Source organism: Bacillus sp. ISL-4, from assembly GCF_018613275.1.
GTDB lineage: Bacteria > Bacillota > Bacilli > Bacillales > DSM-1321 > Peribacillus > Peribacillus simplex_E.
The window spans coordinates 26891-42350 of the sequence record NZ_JAGGQN010000003.1 but is presented as its reverse complement, the minus strand read 5'-3'; the positions used below and the strand labels follow the sequence as shown (position 1 = coordinate 42350).

Here is a 15460-nt window from a genome sequence, read left to right as displayed (position 1 = left end):
AAAGCAGGTACAATGAAAGAAATAGATCCTTATAAATCCTAACAAGGTAAATTGGAGGAGTAGTGAATTGATGGAAAAAGCACGTGAATATTTACAAGAATACTTTGGTTATGAGTCATTCCGAAAAGGTCAGGAACAGATTATCGAACAGGTTTTGGGAGGGATAAACACAGCGGGAATCATGCCTACTGGCGGAGGTAAATCAATATGTTACCAAATCCCAGCCCTTCTGTTACCAGGTGTAACACTCGTGATATCCCCACTTATTTCCTTGATGAAGGACCAAGTAGATGGCCTCGAACAAAATGGGATTGATGCCACATTTCTTAATAGCTCCATTTCTGGGTTAGAATCATCCAATAGAATGAACGATATTAAGCACGGTAGATATAAGCTGGTTTATGTTGCACCTGAACGGTTGGAAAATCCTGCATTTCAACAGGATCTATTTAGTGTGGAAATTTCATTGGTTGCCATTGATGAGGCTCACTGCATATCTCAATGGGGACATGACTTTAGACCAAGTTATTTAAAAATCAAAACCTTATTGAAAAACATGCCATCAGCTCCGACTGTACTGGCATTAACGGCAACAGCCACACCGCATGTGACCGATGATATATGTCAGTCACTGGGAATATCCGTGCAGCATACAGTATCAACGGGATTTTCCAGAGATAACCTGTTCTTTTCCGTTGTGAAAGAAGAAAATCGCGGACGGTTTTTAATGCGCTATTTAGAGAAAAACAAAAGTGAATCGGGTATCATATATGCAGCCACTAGGAAAGAAGTCGATACCTTGTATGCCAAGCTTATTAAAGCCGGATTCAAAACAGGTCGATACCATGCTGGCATGAATGAACAAGACCGGTCGGAACAGCAAGACCAATTCATTCGTGATGACGTTCCCTTGATGGTGGCAACATCCGCCTTTGGGATGGGAATCGATAAGTCGAATGTTAGATACGTCATCCATTTCCAAACTCCAAAGAACATGGAGAGTTATTATCAGGAAGCGGGCCGTGCAGGGAGGGATGGTTTGGATAGTGAATGTATCCTCTTATATTCACCTCAGGATATGCAGATACAGCGTTTCTTGATTGATCAATCAAATCCCTCGCAGGAGTGGCAATCCCAGGAATTGAAGAAATTGAACAGGATGAAGGATTATTGTTTTACAGAAGGGTGCTTGCAAGCCTTCATCCTTCGATACTTTGGAGAAGAAAACCCGGAAGATTGCGGTCATTGCGAAAATTGTACAGATAAACGTGACTCTGTTGAAGTAACTACACAGGCACAGATGGTCCTTTCATGCATGTTGCGAATGGGTGAGCGGTTCGGTAAAACGATGATTTCCCAAGTGCTTACGGGATCACGCAATAAGAAAATTGAAGAGTTCGGATTCCAGAAGCTTTCAACCTATGGCATCATCAAAGATCAATCTGCGAAGGATGTAGGTGATTTCATTGATTTCCTGACAGCAAAACAGTACATCGAAATGACGGGGGGCCAGTTTCCGGTCCTCAAGGTTACCAATGCTGGCAGGGAAGTGTTAATGGGACAGAAAAAAGTCCTGCGTAAGGAAATAAAAAAAGTAAGCAGCATCAGTGCGGATCATGGGTTGTTCGAAGAGTTAAGACAGTTAAGAAAAGAATTGGCAAGTAAGGAAAATGTACCTCCATTCATTATTTTTTCCGATGCATCTTTGAAAGATATGGCCGTCAAACTGCCGAGGACGGAAGAGGAATTCCTTGAAGTTAAGGGCGTAGGGATGCAGAAATTTGAACGCTTCGGATCTGTGTTCTTACAAGGGATTTCCCAATATGTACAGGCACATCCTGATTTAGAAACGAATACTATGGTTACAAAGGAAACGGTAAAGCGAGCTACTAAACCATCTCATTTAGAAAGCTATCGCTTATATCGGGAAGGCAAATCAATCAAGGAAATAGGAACATTGAGAGGGCTGTCTTCCGTTTCAATTGAAAATCATTTATTAAAGTGTGCAGAAGAACACTTGGATATCAAATGGGATGATATTTTCTCGGATAAAGAGTTTGATCTTGTTTTGGAAACAGCGAAACAATTGGTTTCTGAAAAATTGAAACCACTAAAAGAAGCCCTGCCTGAGCATATTTCCTACTTCATGATTAAAGCGATCTTGGTTAAAGCAGGGTTGGAAAACGAAAGGTGTTAAGGTTTTTTTGATAATTTCTTCATTGAATAAATAAGAATTTAGTTTATTGCGTATACTAGAAATGATAAAAAGGAGAAATTTTGCGCCTTTAATCAGAGTCTTTATATAAAAAAGAGGAGGTTGCTCATGTATTTTGGTAAAAAGAATTCAGAGGAACCAGAAATCGTTATGGAAGATACGATAGTATATGCATGTGGATCAGCAGATTGCAATGGTTGGATGAGAAAAGATTTTGCCTCGGAAAACTATGATTGCCCAATGTGCGGAAGTCAATTAGTTGAGGAAGTCAGAGAACTTCCAAAAATTGAAAATGAGTATAATGCGTTTAAATAAAAGAGGTGAATCATAGCCTCTTTATTTTTTATTTTAAGAAGAAGTATGACGAGTGATTTCATTTTGATTAACGCTTTACATATAAAAATATTTATGGTATTATTAAGTTTCAGTGTTATGAAAAGAAAGCACTGGAGGGTAATTTAAAGTAACATTTTTATTAATAAAATAATTTTTCATCATTTTCATGATGAAGTAGAACAAGTTAAATACATCTAGAAAAAAGAACTACATGTAATTATTTTCCTCGATCCATTTCTGTTCTTCATTAACTTACTTCTATGTACCATTTGTCTTTTGGAATTTAATCTACCCAATTGGAATTACGGACGGTTTTAATTAATAAACATGTACTTACAAGCTTTTATCTGATTCTCGCAGGCACGGTCTAGGAACCGTATGGATGGGAGAGAGGCAGGGCTTTCATTGTTTTAGGTTTTGGCATTAAAAATTACTCTCATGCTCGATACACTTTGAAATGTTCATTGAACGAGCAGGAAGAACCATATGAAATGGATTCTTAAACAGCGCAGTCTCGATTATCTTGAAGGGTAAGTCAGGGACTGTGTTTCATTTTGGGGAATCATTTCTTTTTTAGAATCTTTCTTCAAATATATAAAGCATATATATGATATAATGGTTAATGAGATATGAAAAATTCATGTCGTAATCTCAAGTTCTTACCATTCAAATGTTTGTTTGAAAGAACAATAATCATACTTAGATTTACGAATGGTTATTTACTCACAATTTAGATTAAACGCCATCTATTCTTTCTTTTATCTTTATGGCTTGTGATCTGTTATGCAGGACGGAGTCAATTCAATTCTAAGGAGTGAGATATATGTATAGAAGAAATAATACGGAAGAAATCATTCCTGAAGAAACAAAGGTGTGGGAATGTACATCAGAAGATTGCAAAGGTTGGATTCGCGATAACTTTACAAGTAATGATGAACATGTTTGTCCGTTATGTAGTAGCGAGATGAAACCCGGCACCAGAATGCTTCAAGCAATCAACAATCCAAGAAATTATTAAGGCTAGATAAAAAAAGCTGAAGGGGATTCTCCCTTCAGCTTTTTTTATCTTTTTGCCAATTGGATGAAGCAAAAAGCAGATGAGGTTAGTGGATATTTTTTTTCTTGAATCGACCGCCTCGAACTTCCGCGATATCCCCTACGGCAAGAAATGCAGATGGATCGAAGCTTTTGACTATCTCTTTAAGTTTTGCTTCCTCAAGCCTGTTTATTACACAAAAGATGACTTTTTTATCATCACCGGAATAAGCACCTTCTCCAACTAAAAAGGTTACGCCCCGTCCAAGACGATTCATTATCGCTTCGCCGATATCATTAAATTCATCACTGATAATCCAAACAAATTTGGATTCATCCAAACCTGCGATGACGATATCCATCGTTTTATATGCCACGAAGTAAGCTATGATCGAATACATGGCACGATCCCACGAGAATACGAAGCCCGCACTGCCAAGGATGAATAAATTAAAAAACATGACGATCTCCCCAACGGAAAAAGGGAGCTTCTTGCTAGCGAGAATAGCAAGTATTTCTGTACCATCCAATGAGCCGCCATATCGAATGACCATTCCAACACCAATGCCAAGAATCATTCCGCCGAAAGCGGACGCTAAGAGGATATCTTGAGTGAAAGCTGGTACATGATGAAGCAATGTAGTGGTAATGGAAAGGACTAAAATTCCATAAAGGGTAGATAACGCGAAGGTTTTTCCGATTTGTTTATAACCGATAAAAAAGAAAGGAAGATTCAAAATGAAAAGAAAGATTCCAAGCTTCCATCCAGTGATGTAAGATAACATAATCGATATACCCGTTATGCCCCCGTCGATTACGTTATTCGGCACTAAAAAAATCTCGAGGCCGACAGCCATTAAAACCGCACCGATTGTAATTAAAAGACCTCTCTGCAAAATTTGTCTAAGTGTTAATTTTTTATGCTGGGTCTTCTTTTGCATAATTTCTGTTGTGCTTGCACCTGCCAGGTCTGACATAATCATGCCCCCCACTCCTTCTCTCTATATAGGTTCTATTTAATTATAAACCTATAGGTATAATTAAATAAAGAAATTAACATTCCTAATTATTATATTCCTGAATAATTATTAGTATTATTGATAATTCCCTGCAATGATGAAGCAGGGTTGTGAATGCTTGTCATTACCATGTATTCATATTCTACTCTATATAAAACAATAGTATTTCTCATTTTATTGATTTTATGAAAAAACCTGCATTTTCTTGAGGTAGGGGGTGCGCCGAAAGAATCAGAGTGAAAATATACAGGTGTAAGGAAATAAAAAACCTTTGAGGTCCTATGAATTTACATTACAATATAGGAGAATAGAACGGTAGAGGTGATCAAGTAAAAAAATGGAACAATCAATTGTGGCATCAAATCCTGTCCTCTTTATGATTGCAGTACTATTGATAATAATGGCGTGTTATACGGCCTTAGATTTACTGACAACATTACTGACGATAGAGAGATATAAACGCCTGGTATATATAGGGAGCAGCTGCTCTATGGGAGTGGCTATCTGGACGCTTAATTTTGTGGTCATATACACCCTCGATAATTCAGGAATGGCAGCATACAACTTTTCTACAATAATTTTTTCGTTAGCATTAGCGATAGCACTCGCAGGGGCTGGGTTATTGGCCATTTCGTATAAAACACAAGTCCTGCAAATTGTTTTTTGCGGTTTCATGTTTACGATGGCCATTTTATCCAATTATATAATGGGAACATCATCTTTAAATCACTCTTTGCATTTTAGCCCATTGTCGGTTCTCAGTACGCTTTTCAGTATCTTTATATTATTTGTAGCAGCGCTTGCAATATTATTTTATTTTAATAAATTAAGCCAATCTTCGCTAAAGCCAGTCAGTACGCTTATGATGAGTGGGGCAATCATTGAAGGCTATTATCTTTTTGTGAGAGTGTTACCGATGAACGTTAAAAATGAAACGGGTGAATTTGTTCCACTCACTCCATTTATGCTTTATCTTACATGCTTCGTTTCATTATTCATACTTGCAAGCTTGATAGCTTCAAGTACGATCGTGGGCCGTCGGTTAGCAAAAAGCGATAATACTGTGAGTGATATCCGTTATGCTTTAGATCAATCGGCAATCGTCGCCATCACGGATGCAAAAGGAATTATTACATATGTTAATGAAAAATTCCTGGAAATATCACAATATGAAAAACATGAACTAATAGGGAAAAATCATTCCATAATCAATTCTGGTTATCATGCAAAAGAATTTTTCACTGACTTATGGCTAACGATCAGCCAAGGGAGAACATGGCATGGTGAAATATGCAATCGGGCTAAAGATGGTAATGTTTATTGGGTGGATACAACTATCGTTCCTTTTATGAAAAAGGGGAAACCATATCAATATATTTCCATCCGTTCGGATATTTCCAGTCGTAAAAAAGCAGAAAATGCTTTAAAGGGGTCAATCAAGGAACTAGAAGATATGCATTATGCAATCAACCAATCTTTGATTGTGGCGATAACCGATGATAAAGGAGTCATTATTGAAGTGAATGAAAAGTTCTCGGAGGTTTCAGGTTATGGGAAAGGTGAATTGATAGGCCAGACCCATAAAATGGTTAATTCCGGATACCATTCAAAGGAATTCTTTGAACAAATGTGGAAGACCGTCCATGAACGGAAAGTTTGGAAAGGTGAAATTAGAAACAAGGCGAAAGATGGCAGTTTTTATTGGGTCGATACAACAATTGTTCCATTTTTCAGCGAAGAAGGAAAGCCATTTCAGTTTTTGGCACTTAGATATGACATAACTGAGCGTAAACAATCTGAAGAGATGCTCCATCGGCAGGATAAATTAGCCGCTGTCGGTCAGCTTGCTGCTGGGGTGGCACATGAAATACGGAATCCGCTGACCTCGATGAAAGGGTATACGGAATTTTTGCAATTGGATGAAACGGACGAAAATAAACAAGAATATCTAGAAATAATCATGGATGAAATCAATCGTGTGAATGAGATAGTTGAAGAGTTCTTACAATTGGCCAAACCACAGGCTTTGATATTGGAAACGAAGAATCTTGTGTCGATCATTCAAAACATTTTATCTTTGACGGAGTTTGAAGCTAGGAAGAAGAACATCACGCTGATTTCGGATTGTAATGACGAAGAAATCCTCGTTCGTTGTGATGAGAATCGGTTAAAACAAGTCATATTGAACTTCATTAAAAATGGTATGGAAGCTATGCCTGACGGTGGGGTCATAAAAGTCATTACTGAACTTAAAGAGGATAATGTGCATATATCCATTACCGACACAGGAATTGGGATGCCGCCAGAGCAGCTTAAGAGACTCGGAGAACCATTTTTCACAACGAAAAAATCTGGTAATGGGTTAGGTCTCATGATTAGCTTTAAAATCATAGAAAGCCATTCGGGAAATGTCTTTGTCGAGAGCGAAGTCAATAAAGGAACAGTCTTTAATATCGTGATTCCTATTTAAAATGCCTAATAGGAAGCAATGAAAAAAATCATCAATTTTTTAGAAGATGTCTGCGTGGGGGAACGGGATTTGGAAAAACAAAAGCATGTCAATATTATTAGCTTGAAGGTATTTTACCTTTTTTCTTTTTTTGCAGTGGGAAGTTTAACACCGCTATTAAGCATTTATTTGGCCAATGAGGCAGGTTTATCCGGTATTGAAATAGGGACGATCATGTCTGTTGGACCGATAGTGATGATCGTTTTTCAACCTTTTTGGGGAATTGTCTGTGATTGGAGCGGGAGACCAGCAAAAATACTTGCAATGACATCGTTTCTTGCTGGTGTATTCGGTTTGGGCTACTTGCTGTTCGAACATTATTTCCTTTTAGTATCCGTCGCAATTGCTTTGGCCATCTTTCAAAGTGCGATAATACCAGTTTCTGATAGCATCACCCTTCAATATACAACAAAAATCAAATCGAATTATGGGAAAATCCGTTTATTCGGATCACTTGGTTACGGTGTGGCTGTTTTTGTAATGGGAAAGTTATCTGAATCCTTTATGGGTCCTTCCGTTATATTTTATGCCTTTTTCTTCGGCCTGTTGATAGCGGCTAGTCTGGCTCTTCGTTTGCCCGAAGAGCCACCTGGTGGAAAAGTGAAACTTTTCGGTGGAATGAAAGAATTGATTACCATGAAGCGATTTATTATCTTTCTTGCAATAACGTTCTTGCTTTTTGGTCCTAATCTTGCAAATAATGTATACTATGGCTTATTTGTCGAGGCAAGAGGCGGAACATATACAGGAATTGGCATTGCGTTCCTATTAGCTGTATTATCGGAAATCCCCTTTATGAGATTGGCAGGTGCCTGGATTCATAAGATAGGCCTGCTGCCAATTACCTTATTGGCTGGCGCGGCTTCATTGGTCCGCTGGGGTTTGTACTTCACCGAACCAAGTTTGGCTACCGTATATGTGACTTCGATCATTCAAGGGTTTTCACTTGGCTTATTCATTCCAGCAGCTTTACAATATATCAGGGAAGTTGTCCCTGCACGTATAACAGTAACAGCAATAACGCTTTATTCCGCCATTGGCAACGGATTGGGGAACTGGTTCAGTACCTTCAGCGGCGGAATACTATTGGAAAAATCAGGAATATATTCAGTCTATTTATTTTTTGGTTTACTCACACTGATCGGGATGCTGCTTACAATTTGGCTCATGAAGTTAGAAAAGAATTTAAAAGTAATGGGGAAACCTATAGGTATAATTGAAAAATGATGAGTGGTCAGTTCTAATAAGGAGAAGATACTTGAATCAGGGCCTGCTTTATTCGGAGTGATGGTCCTATATAATTCGTTTGGATTATTAGTTTTCTTACTGCTAAAGTGTTAAAACTTCCATACGAAGATCAAAATCAATTGAAGTGGGCATGCAAAACTCAGGTTTAGGTGCTGCATTAACGACAGTTCATTTCTCTTTACTAGAGGCCGTCACGAGTGACATCTTTAGTGTGTGGCATCATGTTTCCGGGTCAAAAAGAGTAGACAAAATCAAAGGGAATTCCGTGGTTGGTCAGGAATCGATTAAACGTAAATCAAAAAAAGGCAGAAAGGGATTAAATGAGTCCCATTTCTGCCTTTTTTTATTAAAAAAAGAGGGGAAGAGTGCGGTTTATTAAAGAAATGCTGTTAACAATTAAGTTATTGGGATTTTTAACCATAAGTAAACGTTTTTTTGTTTTTGGAAATAATATGATTTAATGGAAGATAGAGAATGAATGGAAGGGTGAGTGTTTTTGAGTAAACCAAAGGTGTTGGTTACTACCATCGTATCAGCTCTTATCGGCCTGTTTTTTGTATTTTGCTTAGGATGGGCGATTATGGACCATTATGGAAAAAGATCATCAGATATGGAAGTAATTGAAGAAAACCCCATTAAAAATGATCTTCCCGATGATTTTACGGTAGTGGCGATAGGCGATTCATTAACACGTGGCACAGGTGATGAAACAGGCAAAGGCTATGTTGGACTTGTTGTTGAAGATTTGAAGAGTCAATATAATAGAAAACCAATCATTCATAACCTTGGAATTAATGGACAAGTGTCTAAAGAACTGGTACAGCAAGTGAAACAACCGGAAGTTAAGCGCCAAATCCAGGCAGCTGATGTTATTTTAGTTACAATCGGGGGTAACGATTTATTTCAAAAAGGGCAGACCCTGCTTGAATATGATCGTGAAGCTACATCCGTATCACAAAAGAATTTCTTGGGAAATTTACATGAAATTTTTAAAGATATAAATAAAGTCAATGATTCCGCTACTATTTTGTTGCTTGGCCTGTATAATCCATTTATAGATTTGGATAAAGACTTTGATACGAACCGCATCGTACGGGACTGGAATAATGAAACGGCAGAAGTCGTGGCTCATTATGAAAATGCAATTTTCGTTCCAACATTCGATTTATTTCAATTGTCGGTAAATGAGTATTTGTATTCGGACAAATTTCACCCTAATAAGAAGGGGTATCGTTTAATTGCTGATAGAGTTGCTCCTTTAATAAAATGGGAGGATGTGGAACGATGAAACAGGTGACATTGTCTGTTAGGGACTTGAGAAAAAAGATTGGCAAACGGGAAATTATTAAAGGAATAGATTTTGAGTTGCATGAAGGTGAGGTTTTCGGCTTTTTAGGACCGAATGGAGCAGGTAAGACGACGACAATCCGCATGTTGGTCGGATTGATTAAGCCATCCTCGGGTTCCATCCATATATGCGGGTATGATGTTCGTCAGGAATTTACGAAGGCTATGAAGCAAATGGGCTGCATCGTTGAAAATCCAGAATTATATCCATTTTTGAGTGGGTGGGATAATTTGCTCCACTTTGCAAGAATGTTACCTGAAGTCGATGAAACAAGAATGATCGAGGTTGTTGAACTCGTCGGTCTGCAAGCGAGAATTCACGATAAAGTGAAGACCTATTCGTTAGGGATGAGGCAGCGTTTAGGAATCGCGCAGGCAATGCTGAACAGCCCTAAGCTGTTAATTTTGGATGAACCAACTAACGGTCTAGATCCTGCCGGAATCCGTGAAATGCGACAATTCATCAGGAAGTTGGCTGAAGAAGAAGGTATGAGTGTTCTGGTTTCTTCACACTTATTAGGTGAAATACAGCAACTTTGTGACAGGGTCGCAATTATTAAAGGCGGGGAAATTATTAAAACGGATACAGTGGAAAGCTTATTATCCGCGCAGGAGCGGATAATTTGGCGGGTGGACCCTATTCAAAAGGGAGTGGAAATTCTTAGCCGCTTCACCGATATTACCTTAGATCAAAAATATATCATTACAGCTTATGATGAACTTAATACACCCGAATGGAATGCTGCACTTAACCAAGCAGGGGTGAGGGTGCATGAAATGAATCGAAAGCTCCCGGGATTGGAAGAGTTGTTTTTGCAAGTTACCGGTGTCGGAGGTGCAGGCATTGAATAACTTGGTCCAAAATGAATTGATGAAGATGTTGGCAAAAAAGCGGCTGATCATAATCGGTATCATCGTTGGAATTTTAGTATTGATGTTTACATATGCCCAATACAAACAAGTGGAAGAGCAGCGGGAGAAGTTGGGAACTGATGATTGGCGTGCAGCTCTTCAGCAGCAAATCATTGATACTCAAAATCGGTTGGGCTCGAATAGGATGCTGGATGAGTGGCGTGAACAGCTGCAAGTAAGTCTGAAGCAGCAGCAATATTATCTCGATCATGATATCAATCCCTCAGAACCAGGAGCAGCTACTTTTACACGCATGTTTTTGGAAAATGCAATTGATTTATTCATTCCGCTGTTAGTCATGATTGTAGCCAGTGATTTGGTTTCTTCCGAAAATGGACAAGGCACGATCAAGCTTCTGCTGACAAGGCCAGTGGAGCGCTGGAAAATCTTATTGAGCAAATATGTAACATTATTATTATCGGTTTCGATTATCGTGGCGATGACAGCCTTATTGTCTTACCTTTTATCAGGAATCGTTTTCGGGTATCAAGGATGGGGAGCCCCCGTAATAACCGGATTCGAATTGAATGGAGCTGATGTGGATGTCAGTCAAGTAAGGTTAGTTGAACAATGGAAATTCCTATTGATGGATTTGGGACTTGTCTGGCTGGTGGCGGTTGTTGTAGGGACCCTTTCTTTCATGCTTTCAGTTTTAGTGAGGAGCACCCCTGCAGGCATGGGAATCATGCTGGCTGCATTAATTTCCGGGGCTATATTGAACAATATGGTTTCATCATGGGAATCAGCGAAATATTTCTTTATGGTGAATTTGAAGTTGACCGCTTATATTAGCGGGACGGCTCCACCGATAGAAGGGATGACTTTATTATCATCTGTCATTACCTTGCTCGTTTGGTGGGCTCTTGCTTTAATTGTATCTTTTACAGTATTTACCCGGAGGGATGTATACTGATAAACAGCCTATAGATTATTAGTTGTTTCAGTTTGTTGACAAAAGGGCTTCCGGAAGCGTCGCGCCCCGGACAGGATTTCAAAAGAAGACTCGGTTTAATGGCTAGCCGAGACCCCGCTAGATGCTCGCGGCGAGGAGACTAAGCAGAAAGGGAGCGGATTTCTGAAATTATCTGCAACTTTTTTAAAAAAATAAAAAAACTGCAGGTAAACTGGCCTTTCTTCGAATTTGTCGACACTCCTGCCGAATAACTGTCAGCCGAGACCCCACAGACGCATGCTTTGATGAGGCTTGGCAGACAGTCGGCGGAAAGGGAGTGGATTTCTGAAATCATCTGCAACTTTTTTAAAAATATAAAACTGCAGGCAGACTCGCTTTTTCTTCGAATTTGTCTTCTGTCTGAAACAGCCTATATAAATAATAGGTTGTTTTTTATTTTCTTGTACAGGGTATCCTTTTAAAAAAAGTATGTTCAAAATTAGGAGGAATATAAATGGATGATAATCATTTGAATGAAAAATTGATGCCAATGACCTCAGTATCCAGTGGTGATGTACAGATAATAAATGAGAATATATATTGTCTTTCCGTCCAAATCGTTAATGTAATTTTTGTAGGGTCACCCAAAGATGATAAATGGGTATTGATAGATGCAGGGATGCCACGCTCAGCGGAGGTAATAAAGAAAACTGCTGAAGAAATATATGGACCACAAAATCCACCAGCTGCCATTATTTTGACCCATGGACATTTCGATCATGTTGGTGCACTGATTGAGTTAATGGAGTATTGGAAAGCTCCAGTTTATGCCCATATAAAAGAAATGCCTTATTTAACGGGACAGGAAAATTACCCCAATCCGGATCCTACTGTTGAAGGAGGGATGGTCGCAAAAATTTCATGGATATTTCCGAATGAGGGAATCAACCTTGATGAAAAAGTTCAGCCATTGCCTGATGATCATAGTGTTCCCGGGCTTCGTAATTGGAAATGGGTTCACACCCCTGGCCATTCAAAAGGACATATCTCACTTTTTCGTGAAAGTGACCGAAGTTTGATTGCTGGAGATGCTTTTGTGAATGTCAGGCAAGATTCCCTATACAAGGTAATCACTCAGGAAAAAGAAATAGCGGGCCCACCGCGGTATTTGACAACCGATTGGGAGGCTGCAAAAGAATCTGTAAAGTTATTGGAAAGTATGAAGCCGGCTGTTGCCATAACGGGGCACGGGTATCCTGTTGAAGGGCAAGAACTGGAAATGGGTTTATCAAAGCTTGCAAAGGAATTCGATTCATTAGCTAAACCGGATCATGGGAAATATGTGGAATGAAGCATGAACGTGTTCCATGAATAATTTCTCTTCAAAAGTCAAAAATAAACAAGCAACTTATGAAAATGGAGGGATATCCGTGACTACATTAAGAGATATCATGACAACAGACGTGGATTGTTGCACTGCAGAAGATAATATATATGAAGCAGCAGTCAAAATGAAGAATGAAGATGTTGGTGTCATTCCTGTATTGGAGAATAACCATTTAATTGGTGTCATCACAGACAGGGATATCGTCATTCGCTGTGTTGCCGAGAAAAAGCCGAATTCAACTAGAATTACTGATGTCATTTCCACGAACCTTGTAACAGGTACGCCTGATATGTCAGTGGATGAAGCTGAAGAGTTAATGGCTACCGAACAAATCAGAAGGCTCCCTATCATTGAGAATGACAAGCTGGTGGGAGTCGTGGCATTAGGTGATCTTGCTGTACACCAACAGACAAATTCAATGGCGGGAAATGCTTTAAGTTCAATTTCCGAGGACAGAGACCAAATTCAACACTAAAAACAAAAACTCTGTTAGCTTTTGCTAACAGAGTTTTTGTTTTTTAAAGATACTTATTGAACCATCCTTTGATCTCCTCAACATGTTGCAGGCGCATTTTTGGAGATCCACTTCGGGATACTTCATGAGTTTCTTCAGGGAATGAAACAAGCACTGCTTCTTTTTTTTGCCGTTTTAAAGCGACAAAAAATTGCTCGCTTTGTTCAATGGGACAGCGGAAATCCTTTTCACCGTGAAGTAAAAGTAAAGGGGTATTCACATTGGAAACATATTTTAAAGGAGAGTGCTGCCATAATTTTTCAGCAGAGTTAACGATATCGCCGCCTACTTCCCACTCTGTAAAATAATAGCCAATGTCGCTGACCCCATAAAAACTTAGCCAGTTACTTATGCAACGCTGAGTTACAGCGGCCTTAAAGCGGTTGGTATGTCCGATGATCCAATTTGTCATGAACCCTCCATAACTTCCTCCGGATACCCCTAAATCTTCATGCTCGATAAAATCATACGTAGCTAAAACGTGATCAACTCCAGCCATTAAGTCCTTATAATCCATGCCTCCATAATCGCCCCGGCAGGCATTTACGAAGTCTTGGCCATATCCTACACTCCCGCGCGGGTTAGTGAACAATACAGTATACCCTTCATTAGCCAAGGTCTGGAATTCATGAACATAGGTATTGGCATACATCATATGCGGACCGCCGTGGATTTCTAAAATGAGCGGATATTTTTGATTACCATTAAAATCGGTCGGCCTCATGATCCAGCCGTGGATGGTAAGTCCATCAACAGATGGAAATGTAATGGGTTCAGCCATGGATAAATGTTTATCCTTCAAAAAATCATCATTAACAAAACTGATTTGTTGCTTATCGCCATTGGTAAGGTTATAAGCAAAAAGATCGCCGGGATGAACAGGTGTACTGATAGCCACGACAGCACGATGGCTTTCGGGATCTATAGTCAGGCCGTAAATATGCTGCGGGTCAAGGATCGATGGATACATGGCTCCTTCAATGGAACCATAATAAACTCCGGTATTTCCGTAATCACTTATTAAAAAGTAAAAGCCTTGGCTATCGTTTGTCCATAAGATACCTGGGTCGACGGCTCCGATTTGGAAATCCCCAATTGCGGAATCTCCAATTTGGACATCCCAACCATCGGTCAAACACTGAGTCGTTTGATCGAAAATGGAATATAACCAGATATTTGAAAAGGTGGCACCGGCAAATTCTTTATTATGGCCAATGAAAGATAGATATTCGCCATTGGGTGACCATTTCGGATCTCTAAAGAACCCTTTGCCATCCGTTATCCTCTCTAAAGCTTTCGTTTCTAGTTCCATGATGAAAATATCGGAAAAAAGTTCATCATCACTTCTTTCTGCATCCCCGCTAATGAATGCAATATGCTGTCCGTCTGGGGACCATGCATTCGGATGATGATCAATATTGTTTTCCGTTAGCAATGTGGAATCTCCCTTAAAAATTTCCACTATAACCAGCTGCTGATATAACTGATCAAAATAGCCTCTCCCATCCCATTTATATTTAATCCGATCATACCTATGAACTTCTTTGGACAAATCATTTTCCTTATCCGTGTTAAGGTTTTCACCCACCTTTAATCCGGTTGAAAGCAGCAACTTGGTGGAACAAGGAGACCAAATAGGTTTTGTTACGCCGTTAACGAAATGTGTCAGCTGTCGAGCTTCCCCACCAATGCTCCCAATAATGTGGACTTGTTTTTTACCAGATCTGTCCGATATAAAGGCGATATGCTTGCCGTCGGGGGACCAGGCTGGTGACGTATCACGATTATCCCCAAACGTCCATTGCTTTGTTTCATTCGTGATCAGGCTGAACATATACAGATTGGAAATGTATTTTTCCGTTTTTTCATCTATTCTGGTTTGGACATAAATCGCCATGCTGCCATCCGGGGATAGCTTTGGATCGGTTACTGATTTCAAGTGAAATAAGTCTCTTGCTGTTATACCTATTTTGTTCATCCTTTTCACCCTTTCAATTCTCATAGTTATGTATTTCGCTAAAGAGAAATATAAATCCTTTAGTAAAT

12 protein-coding genes and 1 pseudogene are annotated in these 15460 nt (G+C 39.3%); 11 read left to right on the top strand and 2 right to left on the bottom strand.

Annotated elements, in window-relative coordinates; all coding sequences use genetic code 11:
• Nucleotides 1-67 precede the first annotated feature (67 nt).
• From recQ to J7J00_RS01900, 3 genes are all read left to right on the top strand, one after another.
• The gene (gene recQ / locus J7J00_RS01910) at nucleotides 68-2197 is read left to right on the top strand and encodes a DNA helicase RecQ (protein WP_214786992.1); all 2130 of its coding nucleotides are present in this window, start codon (nucleotides 68-70) and stop codon (nucleotides 2195-2197) included.
• 126 nt (nucleotides 2198-2323) lie between these two features.
• Entirely contained in the window at nucleotides 2324-2530 is a 207-nt protein-coding gene (locus tag J7J00_RS01905) for a cold-inducible protein YdjO-related protein (protein WP_061463486.1), read from the top strand.
• Between the two features lie 844 nt (nucleotides 2531-3374).
• On the top strand, nucleotides 3375-3569 hold the full coding sequence (locus J7J00_RS01900) for a cold-shock protein (RefSeq protein ID WP_034307294.1): 195 nt from the start codon (nucleotides 3375-3377) through the stop codon (nucleotides 3567-3569).
• A gap of 85 nt (nucleotides 3570-3654) precedes the next feature.
• Here J7J00_RS01900 and J7J00_RS01895 read toward each other — a convergent pair whose 3' ends face one another.
• Nucleotides 3655-4569, bottom strand: a complete 915-nt coding sequence (locus tag J7J00_RS01895; protein ID WP_286201139.1) for a YitT family protein — start codon at nucleotides 4567-4569, stop codon at nucleotides 3655-3657.
• A 373-nt stretch (nucleotides 4570-4942) separates the two neighbouring features.
• Here J7J00_RS01895 and J7J00_RS01890 point away from each other — a divergent pair, with 373 nt between their 5' ends.
• The 8 genes and pseudogenes from J7J00_RS01890 to J7J00_RS01855 all read left to right on the top strand — a co-directional run bounded on the left by J7J00_RS01890 (nucleotide 4943) and on the right by J7J00_RS01855 (nucleotide 13375).
• On the top strand, nucleotides 4943-7075 hold the full coding sequence (locus tag J7J00_RS01890) for a PAS domain-containing sensor histidine kinase (RefSeq protein ID WP_214786990.1): 2133 nt from the start codon (nucleotides 4943-4945) through the stop codon (nucleotides 7073-7075).
• Nucleotides 7076-7144: 69 nt separating this feature from the next.
• Nucleotides 7145-8341: an MFS transporter gene (locus tag J7J00_RS01885; RefSeq protein ID WP_286201138.1), complete on the top strand. Its 1197-nt coding sequence runs from the start codon at nucleotides 7145-7147 to the stop codon at nucleotides 8339-8341.
• A 3-nt stretch (nucleotides 8342-8344) separates the two neighbouring features.
• Nucleotides 8345-8597: pseudogene (locus J7J00_RS28605) on the top strand (bile acid:sodium symporter family protein); the annotation flags it as partial.
• A 261-nt stretch (nucleotides 8598-8858) separates the two neighbouring features.
• The gene (locus tag J7J00_RS01875) at nucleotides 8859-9650 is read left to right on the top strand and encodes an SGNH/GDSL hydrolase family protein (protein ID WP_286201137.1); all 792 of its coding nucleotides are present in this window, start codon (nucleotides 8859-8861) and stop codon (nucleotides 9648-9650) included.
• On the top strand, nucleotides 9647-10561 hold the full coding sequence (locus J7J00_RS01870) for an ABC transporter ATP-binding protein (RefSeq protein ID WP_214786984.1): 915 nt from the start codon (nucleotides 9647-9649) through the stop codon (nucleotides 10559-10561). The genes J7J00_RS01875 and J7J00_RS01870 overlap by 4 nt, the downstream gene beginning before the upstream one ends.
• Nucleotides 10554-11534 carry an ABC transporter permease gene (locus J7J00_RS01865; RefSeq protein WP_214786982.1) on the top strand — a complete coding sequence of 327 codons (981 nt, stop codon included), beginning with the start codon at nucleotides 10554-10556 and terminating at the stop codon, nucleotides 11532-11534. The genes J7J00_RS01870 and J7J00_RS01865 overlap by 8 nt, the downstream gene beginning before the upstream one ends.
• A gap of 493 nt (nucleotides 11535-12027) precedes the next feature.
• Nucleotides 12028-12864, top strand: a complete 837-nt coding sequence (locus tag J7J00_RS01860; RefSeq protein WP_214786980.1) for an MBL fold metallo-hydrolase — start codon at nucleotides 12028-12030, stop codon at nucleotides 12862-12864.
• A gap of 79 nt (nucleotides 12865-12943) precedes the next feature.
• Complete coding sequence (locus tag J7J00_RS01855; RefSeq protein ID WP_098369624.1) at nucleotides 12944-13375, top strand: CBS domain-containing protein; 432 nt, start codon at nucleotides 12944-12946, stop codon at nucleotides 13373-13375.
• A gap of 43 nt (nucleotides 13376-13418) precedes the next feature.
• Here the strand turns inward: J7J00_RS01855 and J7J00_RS01850 are convergent, their stop codons facing one another.
• Entirely contained in the window at nucleotides 13419-15392 is a 1974-nt protein-coding gene (locus J7J00_RS01850; protein WP_286201136.1) for a S9 family peptidase, read from the bottom strand.
• Nucleotides 15393-15460 lie beyond the last annotated feature (68 nt).

Coding starts and splice junctions, on each gene's coding strand:
- J7J00_RS01860 (WP_214786980.1), top strand. CDS start 12,028: ATGGATGATAATCATTTGAATGAAAAATTGATGCCAATGACCTCAGTA.
- J7J00_RS01870 (WP_214786984.1), top strand. CDS start 9,647: ATGAAACAGGTGACATTGTCTGTTAGGGACTTGAGAAAAAAGATTGGC.
- J7J00_RS01850 (WP_286201136.1), bottom strand. CDS start 15,392: ATGAACAAAATAGGTATAACAGCAAGAGACTTATTTCACTTGAAATCA.
- J7J00_RS01900 (WP_034307294.1), top strand. CDS start 3,375: ATGTATAGAAGAAATAATACGGAAGAAATCATTCCTGAAGAAACAAAG.
- J7J00_RS01890 (WP_214786990.1), top strand. CDS start 4,943: ATGGAACAATCAATTGTGGCATCAAATCCTGTCCTCTTTATGATTGCA.
- J7J00_RS01895 (WP_286201139.1), bottom strand. CDS start 4,569: ATGATTATGTCAGACCTGGCAGGTGCAAGCACAACAGAAATTATGCAA.
- J7J00_RS01905 (WP_061463486.1), top strand. CDS start 2,324: ATGTATTTTGGTAAAAAGAATTCAGAGGAACCAGAAATCGTTATGGAA.